Raw genomic sequence first — 18,629 nt, 5'->3', positions numbered from 1 at the left:
GGCGGACACGCCACGAGTCGACCCGCCGGGGCGGTCAGGGGTGGATGTCCAGGGCGGCTGCTTCGGCGAAGGCTTCCAGCTGCTCCAGGTAGTGGGGGAGCGACTCGTGCCTCACCGTCAGGTTGATGTGGGTGGCGCCCGCCTCCTCCGCGGTGGCGATGACCTCGGCGACCCGGCCGGGCGCGTTCACCGGGTCCAGGCGCTCGCCGGGCGTGAGGACGACGTCGAAGCCGTCCGGCAGGTCGTGCCGGTCCAGCATCTCCCGCATCAGCTCCGGCGACGGCCCGCGGAACGACTGCGGCGCGGGCGCCCAGCCGTCGCCGAGGGTGACCGCCCGGCGCAGGGCGCGCTCGCTGTGCCCGCCGATCCACAGCGGCACCCGCTCCTGCGCGGCGTGCGGATCGACCACCATGTCGGTGAACGCGTAGTACGGCCCCTCGTACGACACCGTCCGGCCGGACAGCGCCGCCAGCAGCGCCTTCAGCGCGTCGTCGGCGCGCGGCCCGCGGTCCTCGAAGGGAGCGCCGAGCATGTCGAACTCCTCCTTCAGGTTCCCGACCCCGAACGCGAGGATCAGCCGGCCGCCGCTGAGGTGGTCGAGCGTCCCGTACCGCTTGGCGATCTCCAGCGGGTGGTAGAAGGGCAGCACCAGCACGTACGGCAGGAACCGGAGCCGCCGGGTCTGCCCGGCCAGGAACGCGAACGTCGCCAGCGGGTCGTAGAAACGCTCCCCGCGCGGCAGCCCCGGCGGCACGGCCACATGGTCCGGGCACGTCATGAACGCGTACCCCAGCCGGTCCGCCGCCCGCGCCACCCGGACGACCTCCGCCGTCCCGGCCTCCGCCTCCCACGCCGGGCGCTTGCCCGCCAGCGCCAGGATCGGGGAGCTGATCCCCACCTTCACTCGCCTGCCTCCGTTCCGCGCAGCCTCCGCTGGAGCCGCGCCAAGGGGTCGTTCCCGTCGCGGGTGCCGGCCGGCCCCGGGGCCTCCCTGGCGATCAGCCGGCCCGCGTCGGACCTGGTCCACTCCCGGACGGCCCACCGCTCGGCGATCGCCCAGCGGCCGTCCCGGAAGGCCATGTGGTCGACGAACCGCACGCCGCTGGTGAAGTTGGCGCGCGCGCTGTCCGCGGGCTCGCCCCAGTGGACCGACGTCCCGTACGTCTCGCTGATCGCGGTGTCGCCGAGCAGCTCGACGAGGTGGTTGGCGACGATGTGCATCGTCCCGCCGCGCCGGGCGCGCAGCAGGGGCTCGACCCAGGCGATGTACTCGTCCAGGGTCCCGTCGAAGCCGGTGTGGTGGTCGATGGCGTCGGGGTGGTACGCGGACCGGACGAGGTCGAAGTCGAGCCGGTCGATCCCGCGGCAGTACCGCAGGACGGCGTCGTGGATCTGCTGGCGGTCGGACCACTCGGTCCGTGGGGCGTTCATATCGGGCGAGTGTGCGCGAACGGGCGCCCGCCCGCGGCGCGGGTCCCACTGGGCGGGCCGAACTCAGCCGGCGGGGGTGAACGCTCGCGACCCCGGCGAATGGTGATATAAGGCTGGCGACTTAACCAGGAAATCTCCGAGTGAATCCCTAGTGTGCGGGGCCTGACGGGATTTGTCAGGGCCATCGGCCGGAACGGGCCAAAAATGTCGTTCAACGCCATTGTTGAGGGATATTGCGCGTGTTGAGTGGCTTGCTCGCCGGTGCCCGACCGCACAGGGGGATTCCATGGCCGTTCCCGCACGCCGCCGCGTCGTCGCGGTGCTCTGCGCGCTGATGCTCGTCCCCCTGGCGGCACTGGTGCTGCCGCCGTCGCCGGCGCCGGACGCGGCGCGCGCGGCGCTGCCGCCCGGATTCAGCGAGCAGGTCGTGATCACGGGACTGGCCAACCCCAGCAACGTGGAGTTCGCCGCCGACGGCCGGGTGTTCGTCGCCGAGAAGAGCGGGATCATCAAGGTCTTCGACTCGCTCGGCGACACGACCCCCGCGGTGTACGCCGACCTGCGCGCCAACGTCCACAACTACTGGGACCGCGGCCTCCTCGGGCTGGCCCTCCACCCCGACTTCCCGGCCGACCCCCGCGTCTACGTCCTCTACACCTACGACGGGCTGATCGGCGGCCCCGCGCCCCGCTGGGGGACGGCCACGTCGACCGGCGACCCGTGCCCCACGCCGCCCGGCCCGACCAGCGACGGATGCCAGGTCGGCGGGCGCCTGTCGGTGCTGACCCCGACCGGGTCGGCGGTCGCCGAGCAGGTCCTGATCGAGGACTGGTGCCAGCAGTTCCCCAGCCACTCGGTCGGCACGATCGCGTTCGGCGCCGACGGCATGCTGTACGCGGGCGCCGGTGACGGCGCGAGCTTCAACTACGCCGACTACGGCCAGGACGCGTTCCCCGAGTCCGACACCACGCCCGACAACCCGTGCGGCGACCCGCCCGGCGCCGTCGGCACCGCGCTGTCGCCCCCGTCCGCCCAGGGCGGTGCGCTGCGCGCCCAGGACACCCGCACCACCGGCGACCCCGCCACCCTCGACGGCAGCCTCATCCGGGTGCACCCCGACACCGGCGCCGCGGCCCCCGGCAATCCCCAGCAGGCCGGTCCGGACCCCAACACCCGGCGCATCGTCGGGCACGGGCTGCGCAACCCGTACCGGTTCGCCATCCGCCCCGGAACGAACGAGATCTGGGCCGGCGACGTCGGCTGGAGCACCTGGGAGGAGATCAACCGCGTCACGGACCCGACGGCCGGCGTCACCAATTTCGGCTGGCCCTGCTACGAGGGCTCGGGCCGCCAGGGCGGGTACGACGGCACCGACCTGACCGTGTGCGAGAACCTCTACGCCGCCGGGACGGGCGCGGTCACGGCCCCGTACTACGCGTACGACCACAGCGCGAAGATCGTGCCGGGGGAGACGTGCACGACGGGCAGCTCGTCGGTCGGCGGCATGGCGTTCTACCCCGGCGGCAACTATCCCGCCGCGTACGACGGAGCGCTGTTCTTCAACGATTACAGCCGCAAATGCGCATGGGCGATGAGGCCCGGCGCGAACGGCCTCCCGAACCCATCCGACATCGTCACCTTCGCCACCGGATATGGAATGACCGAATTGCAGGCCGGTCCCGGCGGCGACATCTTCGCGGTCGACTACGACAATGGCCGGATCATCCGGTACGTCTACAGCGCCACCAACAATCCGCCCACCGCCGTCATCGGCGCCGACCGCACCAGCGGCGGCGCCCCGCTCACCGTGACCTTCGACGGGCGCGCCTCCGACGACGCCGACGGCGACCCGCTCACGTACGCGTGGGACCTCGACGGCGACGGCGCGTACGACGACTCCACCGCCGCCACCCCGCAGCACACGTACACCGCCACCGGGACCGTCACCGTGCGGCTCCGCGTGAACGACGGCCGCGGCGGCACCGGAACCGCCGCGCAGCAGATCAGCGTCGGCAACAGCGCCCCCACGGCCACCATCGTCGCGCCGGGCCCGGCCACGCGCTGGAACGTCGGCTCGACGATCGCGTTCTCCGGCACGGCCACCGACCCCGACCAGGGGACGCTGCCCGCCTCCGCGCTGAGCTGGGAACTCGTCATGCACCACTGCCCCAGCGACTGCCACACCCACGAGATCACCGAGATGACCGGGACGAGCGGCACGTTCACCGCGCCCGACCACGAGTACCCGTCGTACCTCGAACTGCGGCTCACCGCCCGCGACGCCGGCGGCCTGACCGACACCAAGAGCGTCCGCCTCGATCCGAACACCGTGAACCTGACCTTCGCGTCCGCGCCGCCCGGCCTCCAGCTCACCTACTTCTCCGGGACGGCCGCGGCCCCCTACACACGCACGTCCATCGTCGGGTCCAGCGGCTCGATCTCCGGCGCCGCCACCCAGATCTCCGCGAACGACGTGTACCGCTGGGCGTCCTGGTCGGACGGCGGCGCCCGCAACCACAACATCACCGCGCCGGCGGCCGCCACCACGTACACCGCGACGTACCGAGCCAAACGCGACCTCGCGCGCGGCCGCCCGGTGACGGTCTCCAGCACCGAGACGTCCGCCTACCCCGGGCCGAACGCCGTCGACGGCTCCATGACCACCCGCTGGTCGAGCGCCCGCACCGACCCGCAGTGGATCAGCGTCGACCTCGGCTCCGTCACGAGCGTGGACCGCGTCCTGCTCAACTGGGAGGTCGCGTACGGCCGCGGCTACCGCGTCGAGGTCTCCACGAACAACACCACCTGGACACCGGTGTACTCGACCACCACCGGCGACGGCGGCACCGACCACATCACCTTCGCCCCCGCCGACGCCCGCTACGTCCGCGTCTACGGCACCGCCCGCGGAACGGCCTACGGCTACTCCCTCTGGGAACTGGGCGTCTTCAGCGACGCGGGCCCGGTCACCGGCCTGGCCGCCAAGTGCGCCACCGTGACCGGCGGCGCCACCGCCGACGGCACCCAGACCAGCCTCGCCGCCTGCGCGAACACCGCCGCCCAGCGCTGGTCGCTGCCCGACGACCGCACGGTCCGCGCCCTCGGCAAGTGCCTGGACGTCCGCAGCGGCACCACCAACGGCGCCTCCGCCGTCCTCTGGACCTGCGACGGCTCCCCAGGCCAGACCTGGACGCCCCGCCCGGACGGCACCCTCCTCAACGTCCGCTCCGGCCGCTGCCTGGACGTCGAGGGCAACGTCTCGGCCGACGGCACCCGCCTGATCGCCTGGACCTGCCACACCGCCGCCAACCAGAAATGGACCCTCCCCTAGGTGCGGAGGAAGGTGCTCTCCAGCATCGTGACGAGGGCTTCGGCGGCGGCGGCGGAGTCGTAGGCGGGGTCCTGGAGGCGCGCGTCGACGATCGCGTCGATCGCCCCGCCCGCGATGACGGCCGGCGTGCGCGGGTCCGCGGCGGGAGGGAGGCCGCGGGCCTCGCGGGCGGCCTGGAGGAGGGCGGCGAACGGTTCCCGGCGGGCGGCCGGATCGGGACGGCCGCCGCTGATCAGCACCTCGATCAGGGTGCGGGCATGGTCCGGGTGCTCGGTCAGGTATCCGACCATGCGGCGCACGTAGGCGGCCGGCCGGGCCCCGGGCGGTGCCGCGTCGACCGCCGCGCCCACGTCGGCCACGAGCGCGTCCAGGACATGGGTGCGAGCCGCCGCCACGACCGCGTCCTTCGAGGGGAAGTGGTAGAGCACCGCGCCCTTGGTGATCCCGGCGGCCTGCGCGATCCGCGCCAGGGAGGTGGCCGCGTACCCGTGCTCGGCCACCAGCGCGATCGTGGCCTCGATCAGCTGCTCGCGCCGCTTCCGCTCGATGAAGCTGAGGGGCCTGCCGTCACTGCCCGGCGCCGGGCGCTTCCCTGCCATGGACATGACCGTATCCCAGCCTGGCGTATGATTTGACCGCTAGGTCAAAAATTCGACCGACGTTCAGGGGGTGCCCGGATGGAGGACGCCGAGCGGGACGAAGCGCGGGAACGCCCCGTCCGAACGGGCGGGAGGAGACGCCGGCGCGCGCTGAAGATCACGGCCGGCGTGGTCGCGGTGGGCGTGGTCGCGGCGGCCTTCGGCCTGCGCCGCCCGGCGCCGGTGGGCCACTGGAACGGCGCGGCCGGGCGGGCGGACTTCATGGCCGCCTACGACAGGGCCATGAAGAACATGCCGCCCGCCGCCCGGACGATCGACGTGCGCACGGACTTCGGGTTCGTGCGGGTCTACCGGTACGAGGGGCGCACCGGGCGGAAGGAACCGCTGGTGCTGCTTCCCGGGCGCGCGTCGGCGTCCCCGGTCTGGGCGGACAACATGGCGCGCCTGCTCGGGATCGGCGACGTCTACACGATCGACCTGCTCGGCGAGCCCGGGAAGAGCGTGCAGGACGCGCCGATCACCTCGGCCGCCGACCAGGCCGCGTGGCTGGACCAGGTGCTCGACCGGCTGCCGGAGGAGTCCTTCCACCTGGTCGGGCTGTCGATCGGCGGCTGGACGGCCGCGAACCTCGCCGTCCGCCGGGCGCGGCATGTCGCCTCGCTGATCCTGCTCGACCCCGTGTACACGTTCTCGAAGATCCCCGCCGGTACGGCGATCCGCGCGATCCCGGCCTCCGTGCCGTGGCTGCCGAAGTCCTGGCGCGACTCGTTCAACTCCTACACCGCGGGCGGCGCTCCCGTGGAGGACGTGCCGGTGGCCGACATGATCGAGACCGGGATGCGGAACTACACGCTGCGCCTGCCGCAGCCCGGTCTCGTCCCGGCCGGATCGCTGCGCCGCCTGGAGATGCCGGTACTGGCGATCCTCGCGGGGGAGTCGGTGATGCACGACGTCGCCGCGTCGCGGAGGCGCGCCGAGGACGTCCTCCAGAACGGGACGGTGAAGGTCTACCCGGAGGCTTCGCACGCCGTGAACGGCGAGCAGCCCGACAGGATCGCCGCGGACATCGCCGCGTTCCTCGACGGGAGCTGACCTGCGTCGCGCGGCGGGTGCGGGCTTCGCTATGGCGTTTGGGTGGGGGGCTGTGGTTTTCTGGCTGGACCAGCGACTGGACAGGTGTCCGGTTGAGGAGGGAACAGCCATGGAAACTGTTCAGCGATACCTCCGGGCGCGTGCCGAGAGCGACGCGCCGGCCGTCAAGTACGGGGACCGGGTCTGGTCCTGGCGCGAGTACGTCGCCGGTGCCGGAGCGCGCGCCAACGCCCTCAGGCCGATGCTCGCGGCCGATCGTCCCCTGCATGTCGGGCTGCTTCTCGACAACACCCCCGAAATGGTCTTCGGCCTGGCGGCGTCCGCGCTGGCCGGGTACGTCGCCGCCGGGATCAACGGCACCCGCCGCGGCCAAGCCCTGGCGGACGACATCCTGCGCGCGGACTGCCAGGTCCTCCTGACGGACGCCGAGCATCTGCCGCTCCTCGACGGGCTCGACCTGCCCGGCGTACGGGTGATCGACACGGGGGGCGAGGAGTGGCCGCGCCTGCTGGCGGCGCGGCCGGGCGAGGTGGAGGAGCCGCGCGAGGCCGAGGCCATGGACACGTTCATGCTGATCTTCACGTCGGGCACCAGCGGCGCGCCCAAGGCAGTGCAGGTCAGCAACCTCATGGTCGTCTTCTCGGGCGCCTCGCTGTGCGACCGGTTCACCATCACGGAAGAGGACACCTGCTACCTGTCGATGCCGATGTTCCACAGCAACGCCATCCTCGGCGGCTACTCGGTGGCGCTGTGCTCGGGCGCCGCGATGGCGCTCGCGCCCCGGTTCTCCGCCGGCGGCTTCCTGGCCGACATCCGGCGTTACGGCGCGACGTACATGAACTACGTGGGCAAGCCGCTCGCCTACATCCTCCGCACGCCGGAACGGGACGACGACGCCGACAACCCGCTGCGGGTCGCGTTCGGCAACGAGGCGTCCGACCGCGACATCGAGGAGTTCACGCGCCGATTCGGCGCGACGGTCTGGGACGGTTTCGGCTCCACCGAGGCGGCCATCATCATCACCCGCGAGAGCGGCACCCCAGCCGGATCCATCGGGGTCCCCTGGGACGGGGTCGCCGTCTACAACCGCATGACGCGCGAGGAATGCCCCCGGGCCGTGTTCGACGCGAACGGGCGGGTCACCAACCTCGACGAGGCGGTCGGCGAGCTGGTCAACACGCAGGGCGCCGGCTACTTCAACGGCTACTACAACGACGCGAACGCCACCACCGAGCGCCTCGACGGCGGCATGTACTGGTCGGGCGACCTCGCCTACCGGGACGCGGACGGCTACGTCTACCTCGCCGGGCGCACGAGCGACTGGCTCCGCGTGGACGGGGAGAACCTCGCCGCCGGGATGATCGAGAACATCCTGCTCCGGCATCCCGGCGTCAGCCAGGCGGCGGCCTACGGCGTGCCCGCCCCGGACGCCGGGGACGAGCTGGTCGCGGCGCTCATCCTGCACGAGGGGCACGCGCTGACCCCGGCGTCGTTCGGGGAGTTCCTGGCGGCCCAGGCGGACCTGTCGCCGAAGGCGTGGCCCCGGTACGTGCGCATCGCCGAGGAGCTGCCGACGACCGCGACGAACAAGGTGCTCAAGCGCAGGCTGATCCGCGAGGGCACCGCCTTCGACGACCCGTGCTGGATCCGCGCGGAACGAGGCCGGACGTACGAGGTCAGGACGCCCGTCCTCCCCTAGCGCGGCGGCCGGGCCACGGCCGGGACTCCATGCGCCGCCGGTCCCCGGGGCGGCGGTACCGTAAGCGGCCAACCGCGAATGAGCGTCGATCCCGGCGGGTAGTCCTGGTGCGACATGGCGCGCTCCGGTGGCGGGACGCCACAGCTCAGGGCGGTGGGGCCGGTGATCGCGCCCGCCGCCGTCGCGGTGGTCCTGGTCGCCGCGAACCTGCTCAACAACCGGCTCGCGCCCGGCGCGTACGTCGCCACGTGCGCCGCCGGTGCCGCCCTCCTGCTCCTCGCCGCGCGCTGGGACGGCTGCTCGTGGCCCGATCTCGGGCTGGGACGGGACGGCCTCCGGCGCGGCCCGCGCTGGGCCGCCGCCGCGGCGCTCCTCGTGCTCGCCGTGTACACGGTCGCGGCCCTGCTGCCGTTCACCCGTACCGCGTTCGAGGACGAGCGCGCGGGCGGCTCGCCGTTCCCCGAGGTGCTCTACAACGTCCTCGTGCACATCCCGCTGGGCACGGTGCTGCTGGAGGAGGTCGCGTTCCGGGGCGTCCTGTACGCGATGCTCGCCCGCCGCTACGGCGTCCCCAAGGCCGTCGCCGGGTCGTCGCTCCTGTTCGGGTTCTGGCACGTGCTCCCGTCGCTGAACCTGGCCTCCCGGAACGCCGCCGTCGAGTCGCTCGCCGGCACCGGAACGGGCGCGACGGCCGCCGCCGTCACGGCCGCGGTCGTCGTGACCGCGCTCGGCGGGGCGGTGTTCTGCGAGCTGCGCCGGCGCTCCGGGAGCCTGCTCGCGCCGATGGGCCTGCACTGGGCGCTGAACGGGATCGGCTTCGCGTTCGCCGCCGCGCTGGCCTCCGGCTGAGCCGCCGCCGCCCTCCTGTCAGCCGCCGAGGTGGGCGCGCAGCCGGGCGGTGTCCTGGCCCGTCCAGCCGGGCGGCGACAGCAGCGCCGCCCAGCCGTCCACGATGTTGGCGCCGTAGCTGTGCCCGTGCCCGTCCGGGACCTCGGTGGCGAACACCATGTCGGCCGTGACCTGCCAGAAGCTGATGAACGGGTACCAGCGCATCTGCCCCGACACGTCCGTTCCGCGCGGCCGGTCGAGCCAGTCCGGCGGGCGCAGCACCAGTCCCGGGCTCCACCACGTGATCGGGTCCGACGCGTTCTGCAGGTACACCACCCGCGGGAAGTCCCAGGCCGTGGCGGGCGAGCGCAGGTCCGCGGGGTCCTGCCCGAACCGCACCGTACGCCCCTGCTCGACCACCGGCCGCCAGATCGGGCTGCCCTTGTCGCGGCCGGTCGTCACCTGCTTCCAGATCGGGTTGTCGAACGGCGGCCCGACCAGCAGCGCCCCGTCGGTCGCGGACGTGAGCCGGGACAGCTCGTCGAACGCCGTCTCCGTCCCGTACGACCCGAGGCTCTCCCCGAACAGCGCCAGCTTCGGCCGTTCGGCCTCCGGCTCCTTCGACCAGCGGGCGTGCACGGCCCGCACCAGGTCCTCCGACGCGGCGGTGGCCTTCGTCTTGTCGGTCAGGAACGAGATCCAGCTCGGCAGGTACGAGTACTGGACCGCCACGACGGCCGAGTCACCGCCGTACATGTGCTCCAGCGCGTCCGGCACCGTCTCGTCCACCCAGCCGGACCCGGTGGTGCCGACGATCACCAGCACGCGGCGGTCGAACGCGCCCGTGCGCTCCAGCTCGCGGACCGCCAGCGCCGCCTGCTCCCCGGTCGTGTCCGCCGACTCCAGGCCGACGTAGACCCGGACCGGTTCCTTCGCCGGGCGGCCGGTGTAGCGGCCGAGCTCGGCGGCCGTGTTCGCCCGCCCGACGAAGTCGCGGCCCTTCACGCCGAGGCTGTCCCAGGGGACGTACGACGCCGGGCTCCCCGACAGGCCGGCCGCGGCGGGGCGGGTGATCCCCTCGGTCGTCCCGCCGTTGGCGAGGTGCGCCGCCTCGTTCGCGGTGTTGACCAGCGCCTTGAGCAGGAAGCCCTCCAGGAACCCGACCACCAGGAACACCGTGATCGCGACCGCCCCGATGTAGGCGGCCGGGCGCGGCACCCACCGGCCCAGCACCGCGACGAGCTTGCGGGTGAGCAGCCGGAGCGACCGCGCCAGCAGCACGAGCAGCGCGAACACCAGCACGGTCACGACGAGGATGAGCAGCCCGTCCCTGGCGACGTTCGCGTCCATGCCCATCCGCCGCCGCAGGTCCTCCTGCCAGAGCGCGCCGAGCCAGTCGAGCAGGAGGAAGAGGCCGATCCCCGCGACGGCCAACGTCCACCACGCGGCGCGCCTCCCCCGGGGCGCCGGCCTCCAGCGCACGGCCTTGCGGGCCAGCGCCCCGGCGCCGGCGCCCAGCCCGTACCCGATCGCGGCCGTGACGCCGCTGATCGCGCCCTGGAGAAGCCACGAGCGCGGCAGCAGCGACGGCGTGAAGGACAGGCACGCGAACAGCACGGCACCGGCCAGGCCGGCGTACCCCGGGAGGCGCCGCACCACCCGGGGCCGGCGTTCGGCCGGGGCTTCGGATTCGCTCATACGAGCACGGTCGCCCAGCCCGCTTTATCCCGCAACATCCGTTACGGGTGATATTTCAGGAGCGCGGCCGGACGGCGACGACCGGGCAGTCCGCGTGCTGGAACGCCCCCTGCGTGGTCGAGCCGACGATCATCCCGCCGATCGCGGTGTGCCCGTGCGCGCCGAGCACCAGCAGATCGGCCGTCCTGGACGCGTCCACCAGCGCCTCCACCGGATGCCCCTGGACGACCTCCTCGTCCACGTCCACCTGCGGGAACTTCTCCTTCCACGGCGCCAGCGCCTTGGCCACCTCGTCCCGCGCCACCTCCGCCACCTGCTCGGTGGAGACGGTCGGCGTCAGCGGCAGCAGCGTGTCGGCCACCTGGAAGACGTGCATCGCGCGGATCGACGCCTTGCGGGCGACGGCCGCCTCGAACGCGTACTCCAGCGGGTCCCCCTCCTCGTGGAACGGGTCGACGCCCAGCACGATCCGCCCGTGCCCGCCCTCCGTCCGGCCCCGCACGATCACCACCGGCCCGGGCACCCGCCCGGCGACCCGCATCGCCGTCGACCCGAGCAGCAGCCCCTTGAAGCCGCCCAGGCCGCGGCTGCCGAGCACGATCTCGAACGCGGAGCCGGCCTGGTCCCGTACCGCCCCCGGCATGTCCCCGCGCAGCAGCTCCGTCGACACGTCGACTCCCGGCCGCCGCTCCCGGACCTGCTGCGCCGCGTCGTGCAGGACCCGCTCCCCGGACTCGGTCAGGGCCTTGTCGAAGTCGCGCGGCTTGAACCCCGGCATGTCCACCGCCAGCACGATCTTCAACGGCAGCCCGCGCAGGTCCGCCTCGTCCGCGGCCCACAGCACGGCCCGCTGCGCGTGCTCGGACCCGTCCGTGCCGACCACGACCGGCATGCCCGAATGCTCCACTGCTGTCCCCTCTCCTGGACGCCGTCCCCTGAGCATGCCTTCCCATCCGTCCAGGAGCGGAACAGTGATTCGCACGACCTTGAGGGGGACGGCCGGGACGCGAGTGGGCTGGTTTCCGCAATTTCGGTCTTCCTGGTTCTATGTCCTAAATGTGGGTCAAGATCGAAACTCTGGCCCCGGCTCGGCGCCGCTTCCTAGGCTCGGAGAGAATCTCTGCCGGTCCCTCTGCCAGGAGCGTTCCACGTGACCACGACGCCTGAACTGCCCGATATCGTGTCGGCCGAATTCGCCGCCGATCCTTACTCCTCCTACCGGGTGTTCCGCGAAAATGCTCCGGTCCACTGGCACGAGGGCATGCAGAGTTTCATCGTCTCGCGGTACGAGGACGTCGCCCGCGTCTTCCGCGACCAGGTCTTCACCACCGCCAACTACGACTGGCAGCTCGAACCCGTGCACGGCCGCACCATCCTCCAGCTCAGCGGCCGCGAGCACGCCGTCCGCCGCGGCCTGGTCGCCCCCGCCTTCCGCGGCAGCGAGCTGGAGGAGCGGTTCCTGCCGGTCATCGAACGCAACGCGCGCTCGCTGATCGACCGGTTCCGCGCCGACGGCCGGGTCGAGCTGGTCGGCCAGTTCAGCACGCACTTCCCGATCAACGTCATCGTCGACATGCTGGGGCTCGACCAGGCCGACCACGCCCGCTTCCAGAAGTGGTACACCTCGATCATCGCGTTCCTCGGCAACCTCACGCAGGACCCCGGCGTGGCCGCGGCGGGCGTGCGCACCCGCGACGAGCTGGCCGCGTACATGCTGCCGATCATCGCCGAGCGGCGCGCGAACCCCGGCGACGACCTGCTGTCGAAGCTGTGCCTGGCCGAGATCGACGGCACCCGGATGAGCGACGAGGACATCAAGGCGTTCGTCAGCCTGCTGCTGGCCGCCGGCGGCGAGACCACCGACAAGGCGATCTCCGCGCTGTTCGCCAACCTGCTCGCGCACCCCGACCAGCTGGCCGCCGTACGGGACGACCGCAGCCTGATCCCGCAGGCGTTCGCCGAGACGCTGCGCTACACCCCGCCCGTCCACATGATCATGCGGCAGCCGGCCGCGGACGTCGAGCTGAGCGGCGTCGCCATCCCCGCCGGCAGCACCGTCACCGCGCTGATCGGCGCGGCCGGGCGGGACCCTGACCGGTACGCCGACCCCGACCGCTTCGACATCTTCCGCGGCGACCTGACCACCACCAACGCGTTCTCCGCCGCCGCCGACCACCTGGCGTTCGCGCTGGGCCGGCACTTCTGCGTGGGCGCGCTGCTGGCCAAGACCGAGGTCGAGGTCGGCGCGAACCAGCTGCTGGACGCCATGCCGGACGTCCGCTTGGCCGCCGGCGCGGACCCGTCCGAACGAGGCGTCTTCACCCGCGGCCCCGGATCGCTGCCCCTGGAGTTCACCCCCGCGGCCTGACCCCGCGCCGTCGACTCGTGGCGTGTCCGCCTCCGGCGGCCTCGCGAGAGGGCGACACGCCACGAGTCAACACGGGGGCCGGCGGCTAGTAGGCGGCCGGGGTGAAGGCGACCGGGAGGGCGTGCAGGCCGCGCATCCACAGCGACGGCCGCCACTCCAGCTCGTCCGCCGGGACCGCCAGCCGCATGTCGGGCAGCCGGTCCAGCAGCACCTCCACCGCCGTCTTCGCGATCACCTCGGCGTGCTCGGGCGCCGGGAACGGGCAGCCGTGCTCGCCGTGCCCGAACGACATGTGCGCCCGGTTGTTCGGATCGTCGTACCCGGCCGACCGCACCTGCGGATCGGTGTTGGCCGCCGCCAGCCCCAGCACCAGCAGGTCGCCGGCGCGGATGTCGCGGCCGCCGAGCCGGCACGGCCGCACCGCCCAGCGGCCGATGAAGTTCTGCGTCGGGGTGTCCTCCCAGAGCACCTGGTTGAGCGCCTGGTCCACGCTGTTCCGGCCGCCCTGCAACCCCACCGAGAACTGATCGTCCACCAGCATCAGCCGCAGCGCGTTGCCGATCCAGTTGCCGGTCGGCTGCTGCGCGGCCGCCATCACCACCAGCAGGTCGATGGTCACCTCGTCCTCGGTGAGCCCGGCGGGATGGCCCAGCAGCCGGGACGGCACGTCCGGTCCCGGGCGTTCCGCACGCTCGGCCACCAGCCGCCGCATCCGCTCCTGGATGCGCTCGTGCGCCGCGGCGGCCTCCTCGTTCACGTCGAGCGACTCGGCCACGTCCCGTACCAGCACCGGCACGTCCGCGCTCGGCAGGCCGAACAGGTGCGCCAGCACCAGCAGCGGGATCTGGTGCGAGTACTGCGCGATGAGGTCGGCCTCGCCGTACCCGGCGAACCCGTCGATGAGGTCGTCGGCGGTCCGCTCGCAGATCCGCGCCAGCTCGGTGCGGTCCACGGCGTCCAGCGCGTCGCCGATCGCGCCCGCCCGCCGCCGGTGCTCGGCCCCCTCGGTGAACATCACGGACGGGGTCCAGCCGACGTACGGCATCAGCGGCCAGTCCGCGGGCACCCGGTCCCAGGCGTTCCAGCGGCGGCAGTCGCGGGCGAACTGCCGCGGGTCGCCGGTGATGTGGTTCAGCTCCCGGTACCCCACCACGAACCAGGCGGGCACGTCGCCGTCCAGCAGGACCGGCACCACCGGGCCGTACTCGTGCCGCAGCCGCTGGTAGAACTCGGCGGGCTCGCTGGCGATGCCGGCACCGGTCAGCCGGACGGGTTCGCTCCCGCCCGTCTCCGTGGCGGCGGGCGCGCTCCCAGATGCGTGTGCTGACATTCGACGTCCTTCGCGGGGCACGGCGAGCGGGCACGGCGGAACGCGGGACGCGTGGTGTCCCGGTGACTCTGCGTTCGGCCGGGACCAATGATGCAGCAATCGCTTGCCCGGGCAGGCGTCAACTCCTCGAAATGGCCGGAATTGCTCGCGGCCGTTTCCGGCAGGCGGTTCCGTCTGTCATTAAGTGCGTATTTGTAGCGCTCCCAAACGGCTACCGCAGGGGCCGGGGCCACCGCGCGCGATGGCCCGGCCCCTGCGGGGCGCCTCAGGCGAGGCGGCCGAAGAACCGCCGGAGGTCGCCGACGAGCAGATCGGGGGCGTCGTGCGCGGCCCAGTGGCCGCCCCGGTCGAACGCGCTCCACGACACGATGTTCTTGTGGTCCCGCTCGGCGAACCGGCGCAGCGGCCGGAAGTCGAACGCGAACGACGCCAGCCCGATCGGGAACGTCGTCGGCTCGTCCCCCCACTCGGTGTGGTGGTTCTCGTAGTAGAACCGGGCCGACGACGCGGCCGTGTTCGTGAACCAGTAGATGCTCGCGTTGGTCAGCAGGACGTCCGGCTCCACCGACGCCAGCAGCTGCGCGATCCAGGCGAGCTGCCCGGACGGCGAGTCGGCCAGCGCGTGCGCGAGCGTCTGCGGCTGCGCCTGCTGCGCCCGGTCGTGGATCGCGTGCTCCACGAACGACTGGAGGAACCCCATGTACTCCATGTCCTCCCGGCTCATGCCCTCGAACTCGGCCGGGTCGCCCGACGGGAACGAGAAGATCTGGTTGACGTGCACGCCGATCACCCGGTCGCCGTGCCGCCGGCCCAGCTCCGGGCTGATGATCGCCCCGGCGTCGTTGCCGTGCGCGCCGAACCGCTCGTACCCGAGCCGGCTCATCAGCTCGGCCCACGCGTCCGCCACCCGCGCCGCGTTCCAGCCCTTGGTCCGCGTGTGCGACGAGAACCCGAACCCCGGGATCGACGGGATCACCACGTGGAAAGCCTCGCTCGCGTCCCCGCCGTGCGCGGCCGGGTCGGTCAGCGGCCCGATCAGGTCGAGGTACTCGACGAACGTGTTGGGCCAGCCGTGCGTCAGGATCAGCGGCGTGGCGTCTTCCACCTCGGACCGCACATGCAGGAAGTGGATCACCTGCCCGTCGATCTCGGTCGTGAACTGCGGGAACGCGTTGATCTTCGCTTCCCACGCGCGCCAGTCGTACTCGCCGCGCCAGCGCTCGACCATCTCCCGGACGAACGAGCCCGGCACACCGTACTCCCAGCCCGGCTGGACCGGCCCCTTCCGCACGCCGTCGGTGACCTCCGCCTCGGGCAGCTCGTCGGCCCAGCGCGTCCGGGCCAGCCGGTCCCTGAGGTCGTCCAGCTCGGCCTGCGGGACGTCGATGCGGAACGGCTTGATCTCGGTGCTGTTCTTCATGAGAGGAACGCTACGCCGCCTTTAGGCAGAGTCCATTCCTAATGCTCTGGCATTCTCGAAGGATGTTGGAAACCTCGGCGCGCCTGCTCCGCCTCCTCTCCCTCCTCCAGACGCCCCGCGAGTGGCCCGGCTCCGAACTGGCCGACCGCCTCGACGTCAGCACCCGCACCGTCCGCAACGACATCGAACGCCTGCGCGCCCTCGGCTACCCCGTCCACGCCACCCGCGGCTCCGCCGGCGGCTACCGCCTCGGCGCCGGCACCCGCCTCCCGCCGCTCCTCCTGGACGACGAGGAAGCCGTCGCGGTCGCGCTCGGCCTCCGTACCAGCAGCGTCTCCGGCGTCGAGGAGACGTCCCTCCGCGCGCTCGCCAAGCTCGAACAGGTCCTCCCCGAGCGCCTCCGCCGCCGCGTCAACGCCCTGCACACCCACACCGTCCCCGTACCGCCCGACCGCCCCGGCCCCAAGGTCGCCGCCGACACCCTGATCGCCCTCACCGCCGCCTGCCGCGACCACGAACGCCTCCGCTTCGACTACCGCAACCACGACGGCACCGAGACCGTCCGCGAGGTCGAGCCGCACCGCCTCGTCTCCTGGGGCCGCCGCTGGTACCTCGTCGCCTGGGACGTCCAGCGCGCCGACTGGCGGACGTTCCGCGTCGACCGCCTGACGCCGCGCGTCCCGACCGGCCCCCGCTTCACCCCCCGCGAACCGCCCGAGGACGTCGTCACCCGCGTCATGCGCGGCGTCTCCGCGGCCGCCTGGCGCCACACCGCGCGGGTCGTGGTCCACGCCCCCGCCGACCGCGTCACCGCCCACATCAACCCGGCCGTCGGAACGGTCGAGGCCGTCGACGCCGACACCTGCGTCCTCCACACGGGCGCCGCCACCCTCGAAACCCTCGCCGTCCACCTCGGGCTCCTGAACGAGGACTTCACCGTCACCGACCCGCCCGAACTCGTCGACCGCCTCCGCGCCCTCTCGGCCCGCTACGCCCGCGCGATCGGCTGAACGGCCGTCACCGCGGCCCGCCGCCCTCGCCGAGTGCGTCCAGGCGGCGGGCGAGCTCGTCGCGCTCGCGGGTGAGCTCGGCGAGCTCGTGCTGCAACTCGATGATGCGGCGGATGGCCGGCAGCGTCATGCCCTCGTCCATCATCGTGACGACCTGCTGGATCCGGCCGACCTCGTGACGGCTGTAGCGGCGCTGCCCGCCCGGCGAGCGCTGCGGCGACACCACCTGGTGATCATCGATGCGGCGCAGGAACGCCTGCCTGACCTGTAGCATGTCGGCGACCTGGCCCACCGTGAACAGCGCCGCGTGCTCGTCGTCCATGGGCAGCTTCACAGCCGTCCCCCTCCTGCCGTTCCGGGGGCGGCCGAAGCCGGCCGCCCCCGCCTGCGGTTCAGTTGCGGATGGCCTTGGGCGCCTCGCCGGTCCGCTGGACGGCGACCTTGCGCGGCCTGGCCTTCTCCAGGACCGGGATGCGGACGGCCAGGACGCCGTTGTCGTACGCGGCCTCGACCGCCTCGGCGTCCAGGTGCTCCGACAGGTACACCCGGCGGGTGAAGGTCCCCATCACCCGCTCGCGGACGAACACGCGCTCGTCCTCGCCGAACTCCTCTTCCCTGCGCGCGGTCACCGACAGGACGCCGCGGTCGACGGTGACCTCGATCGAGCCGGGGTCGATGCCGGGCAGGTCGAACCGCAGGACGACGTCGTCGGCGCGGCGGATGCCGTCCATGGGCATCCCGGCGCCGCCGGTCTCCCCGGCGGTCCGGCGGAGCGCCCGGTCGAACTGGCGCTCGAACTCCTGCACGAACGGGTCGATCGACGTCAGCAGCATCGTGCCTCACCTCCGAAGATCCCCGGGCCGCCCCCGGCCCGGGCTACCTGCTCCCTGTACAAGAGGAAACCTACAACTCAATTTATAAGAACCCTCCCCGCCACCTGTCAACCTCTGTCTTGGCCTCACCGCTCCACCCGGCCGCCGCCGTCCCGCCCGAGGCCGTCTGTCAGGCTTTCCACCCATGGAGATCCACGACCTTGAGAAGGAGGCCGCGCTCGGCTGGCGCGCCCCGGAAGAAGAACCCCTCGGCGACTGGACGCTCCGCGCCGCGGAGGGCTTCACCGGCCGGGCCAACAGCGCCCTGGCGACCGGCTCGCCCGGCATGCCCCTCCCTCAAGCCGTCGACACGGTGACCGCCTGGTACACCGCCCGCGGCCTACCCCCGATGATCGCCGTCCCGTACCCGACGGCACGCCCCGAGGCCAGCCCCCTCGACCGCCTCCTGGCCGCCCGCGGCTGGACGATCCGCTCCGGCGCCGCGACGGTCATGACCGCCACCCCCGCCGACCTCCCCGCCCCGCCGGCCGCCGACCTCCACACCGCCCCCGAACCCGACGCCGCCTGGCTCTCCCTCTACGCCCCCAACGGCCTGCCCCCCATCGCCACCCGCCTCCTCACCTCCGCCCCCTGGCAGACGTTCGCCCAGATCGTCCACCAGGGAAAGGCCATCGCCATCGGCCGAGTAGCAGGCTCCGAAACATGGGCGGGCATAACGGCCGTCGAAGTACACCCCGCCCACCGCCGCCGCGGTCTCGCCACCGCCATCACGGCCGCCCTGTCCGCCCACGCCGCCGACCGCGGCACCAAGGCCCTCTACCTACAGGTAGAGAACGACAACCCGAACGCCCGAGCCCTCTACGACCGCCTCGGCTTCAAACCCCACCACGCCTACCACTACCGCCTCGCCCCCTGAGGCCCTCCGGGGCGACAGGCCGGATCGTGACGGCGCCGCCGCGCACACCCGTAGCGATGAGCGCGTCCCCGCCG

16 protein-coding genes are annotated in these 18,629 nt (G+C 72.7%); 7 read left to right on the top strand and 9 right to left on the bottom strand.

Features of this window, described 5'->3' with window-relative positions; genetic code table 11:
- Positions 1-34 precede the first annotated feature (34 nt).
- Both ACA361_RS37790 and ACA361_RS37785 read right to left on the bottom strand, forming a co-directional pair.
- Entirely contained in the window at positions 35-904 is an 870-nt protein-coding gene (locus tag ACA361_RS37790; protein ID WP_375019931.1) for a TIGR03619 family F420-dependent LLM class oxidoreductase, read from the bottom strand.
- A complete protein-coding gene (locus ACA361_RS37785) occupies positions 901-1,431 on the bottom strand; it encodes a nuclear transport factor 2 family protein (protein WP_375019930.1) in 531 nt (176 codons plus the stop codon). Before ACA361_RS37785 ends, ACA361_RS37790 begins: the two co-directional genes overlap by 4 nt.
- A gap of 286 nt (positions 1,432-1,717) precedes the next feature.
- Here ACA361_RS37785 and ACA361_RS37780 point away from each other — a divergent pair, with 286 nt between their 5' ends.
- A complete protein-coding gene (locus ACA361_RS37780; RefSeq protein ID WP_375019929.1) occupies positions 1,718-4,762 on the top strand; it encodes a PQQ-dependent sugar dehydrogenase in 3,045 nt (1,014 codons plus the stop codon).
- Here the strand turns inward: ACA361_RS37780 and ACA361_RS37775 are convergent.
- Positions 4,759-5,361, bottom strand: coding sequence for a TetR/AcrR family transcriptional regulator (locus ACA361_RS37775; RefSeq protein ID WP_375019928.1), 603 nt, complete (start codon positions 5,359-5,361; stop codon positions 4,759-4,761). The genes ACA361_RS37780 and ACA361_RS37775 overlap by 4 nt on opposite strands.
- 78 nt (positions 5,362-5,439) lie before the next feature.
- Here ACA361_RS37775 and ACA361_RS37770 point away from each other — a divergent pair, with 78 nt between their 5' ends.
- The 3 genes from ACA361_RS37770 to ACA361_RS37760 all read left to right on the top strand — a co-directional run bounded on the left by ACA361_RS37770 (position 5,440) and on the right by ACA361_RS37760 (position 9,001).
- On the top strand, positions 5,440-6,453 hold the full coding sequence (locus ACA361_RS37770) for an alpha/beta fold hydrolase (RefSeq protein ID WP_375019927.1): 1,014 nt from the start codon (positions 5,440-5,442) through the stop codon (positions 6,451-6,453).
- Positions 6,454-6,562: 109 nt separating this feature from the next.
- Positions 6,563-8,152 (top strand): fatty-acid--CoA ligase FadD1, encoded by a 1,590-nt coding sequence (fadD1, locus tag ACA361_RS37765; RefSeq protein ID WP_375019926.1) that lies wholly within the window; start codon positions 6,563-6,565, stop codon positions 8,150-8,152.
- Between the two features lie 114 nt (positions 8,153-8,266).
- Positions 8,267-9,001, top strand: a complete 735-nt coding sequence (locus ACA361_RS37760) for a lysostaphin resistance A-like protein (RefSeq protein WP_375019925.1) — start codon at positions 8,267-8,269, stop codon at positions 8,999-9,001.
- Positions 9,002-9,019: 18 nt separating this feature from the next.
- On the opposite strand, the gene ACA361_RS37755 is transcribed toward ACA361_RS37760, so the two are convergent.
- Positions 9,020-10,678, bottom strand: a complete 1,659-nt coding sequence (locus ACA361_RS37755; protein WP_375019924.1) for an alpha/beta hydrolase — start codon at positions 10,676-10,678, stop codon at positions 9,020-9,022.
- Between the two features lie 55 nt (positions 10,679-10,733).
- Positions 10,734-11,570: a universal stress protein gene (locus ACA361_RS37750; protein WP_375019923.1), complete on the bottom strand. Its 837-nt coding sequence runs from the start codon at positions 11,568-11,570 to the stop codon at positions 10,734-10,736.
- Positions 11,571-11,828: 258 nt separating this feature from the next.
- Between ACA361_RS37750 and ACA361_RS37745 the strand changes: the two genes are divergently transcribed.
- Positions 11,829-13,046 (top strand): cytochrome P450, encoded by a 1,218-nt coding sequence (locus ACA361_RS37745; protein ID WP_375019922.1) that lies wholly within the window; start codon positions 11,829-11,831, stop codon positions 13,044-13,046.
- An 85-nt stretch (positions 13,047-13,131) separates the two neighbouring features.
- Here the strand turns inward: ACA361_RS37745 and ACA361_RS37740 are convergent, their stop codons facing one another.
- Both ACA361_RS37740 and ACA361_RS37735 read right to left on the bottom strand, forming a co-directional pair.
- A complete protein-coding gene (locus ACA361_RS37740; protein WP_375019921.1) occupies positions 13,132-14,376 on the bottom strand; it encodes a cytochrome P450 in 1,245 nt (414 codons plus the stop codon).
- Positions 14,377-14,641: 265 nt separating this feature from the next.
- On the bottom strand, positions 14,642-15,796 hold the full coding sequence (locus ACA361_RS37735; RefSeq protein WP_375019920.1) for an epoxide hydrolase family protein: 1,155 nt from the start codon (positions 15,794-15,796) through the stop codon (positions 14,642-14,644).
- Positions 15,797-15,858: 62 nt separating this feature from the next.
- Between ACA361_RS37735 and ACA361_RS37730 the strand changes: the two genes are divergently transcribed.
- Positions 15,859-16,806: a helix-turn-helix transcriptional regulator gene (locus tag ACA361_RS37730; protein WP_375019919.1), complete on the top strand. Its 948-nt coding sequence runs from the start codon at positions 15,859-15,861 to the stop codon at positions 16,804-16,806.
- A gap of 7 nt (positions 16,807-16,813) precedes the next feature.
- Here ACA361_RS37730 and ACA361_RS37725 read toward each other — a convergent pair whose 3' ends face one another.
- On the bottom strand, positions 16,814-17,140 hold the full coding sequence (locus ACA361_RS37725; RefSeq protein WP_375019918.1) for a MerR family transcriptional regulator: 327 nt from the start codon (positions 17,138-17,140) through the stop codon (positions 16,814-16,816).
- A gap of 58 nt (positions 17,141-17,198) precedes the next feature.
- A complete protein-coding gene (locus tag ACA361_RS37720) occupies positions 17,199-17,639 on the bottom strand; it encodes an Hsp20/alpha crystallin family protein (protein WP_375019917.1) in 441 nt (146 codons plus the stop codon).
- A gap of 184 nt (positions 17,640-17,823) precedes the next feature.
- Between ACA361_RS37720 and ACA361_RS37715 the strand changes: the two genes are divergently transcribed.
- On the top strand, positions 17,824-18,555 hold the full coding sequence (locus tag ACA361_RS37715; RefSeq protein WP_375019916.1) for a GNAT family N-acetyltransferase: 732 nt from the start codon (positions 17,824-17,826) through the stop codon (positions 18,553-18,555).
- The last annotated feature ends 74 nt before the right edge of the window (positions 18,556-18,629 follow it).

It is taken from the genome of Actinomadura sp. 21ATH (assembly GCF_041951345.1).
In the GTDB taxonomy this organism is placed as follows: domain Bacteria; phylum Actinomycetota; class Actinomycetes; order Streptosporangiales; family Streptosporangiaceae; genus Spirillospora.
Note: the sequence above shows the minus strand (reverse complement) of the source record. Positions and strands in the feature narration are given on the sequence as shown.

Excerpts from the sequence above, each read along its gene's own strand:
- ACA361_RS37740 (WP_375019921.1), bottom strand. The coding sequence starts at position 14,376 with ATGTCAGCACACGCATCTGGGAGCGCGCCCGCCGCCACGGAGACGGGC.
- ACA361_RS37785 (WP_375019930.1), bottom strand. The coding sequence starts at position 1,431 with ATGAACGCCCCACGGACCGAGTGGTCCGACCGCCAGCAGATCCACGAC.
- ACA361_RS37775 (WP_375019928.1), bottom strand. The coding sequence starts at position 5,361 with ATGGCAGGGAAGCGCCCGGCGCCGGGCAGTGACGGCAGGCCCCTCAGC.
- ACA361_RS37770 (WP_375019927.1), top strand. The coding sequence starts at position 5,440 with ATGGAGGACGCCGAGCGGGACGAAGCGCGGGAACGCCCCGTCCGAACG.
- ACA361_RS37715 (WP_375019916.1), top strand. The coding sequence starts at position 17,824 with ATGGAGATCCACGACCTTGAGAAGGAGGCCGCGCTCGGCTGGCGCGCC.
- ACA361_RS37730 (WP_375019919.1), top strand. The coding sequence starts at position 15,859 with ATGTTGGAAACCTCGGCGCGCCTGCTCCGCCTCCTCTCCCTCCTCCAG.
- fadD1 (WP_375019926.1), top strand. The coding sequence starts at position 6,563 with ATGGAAACTGTTCAGCGATACCTCCGGGCGCGTGCCGAGAGCGACGCG.
- ACA361_RS37760 (WP_375019925.1), top strand. The coding sequence starts at position 8,267 with ATGGCGCGCTCCGGTGGCGGGACGCCACAGCTCAGGGCGGTGGGGCCG.
- ACA361_RS37750 (WP_375019923.1), bottom strand. The coding sequence starts at position 11,570 with ATGCCGGTCGTGGTCGGCACGGACGGGTCCGAGCACGCGCAGCGGGCC.
- ACA361_RS37755 (WP_375019924.1), bottom strand. The coding sequence starts at position 10,678 with ATGAGCGAATCCGAAGCCCCGGCCGAACGCCGGCCCCGGGTGGTGCGG.
- ACA361_RS37720 (WP_375019917.1), bottom strand. The coding sequence starts at position 17,639 with ATGCTGCTGACGTCGATCGACCCGTTCGTGCAGGAGTTCGAGCGCCAG.
- ACA361_RS37780 (WP_375019929.1), top strand. The coding sequence starts at position 1,718 with ATGGCCGTTCCCGCACGCCGCCGCGTCGTCGCGGTGCTCTGCGCGCTG.
- ACA361_RS37735 (WP_375019920.1), bottom strand. The coding sequence starts at position 15,796 with ATGAAGAACAGCACCGAGATCAAGCCGTTCCGCATCGACGTCCCGCAG.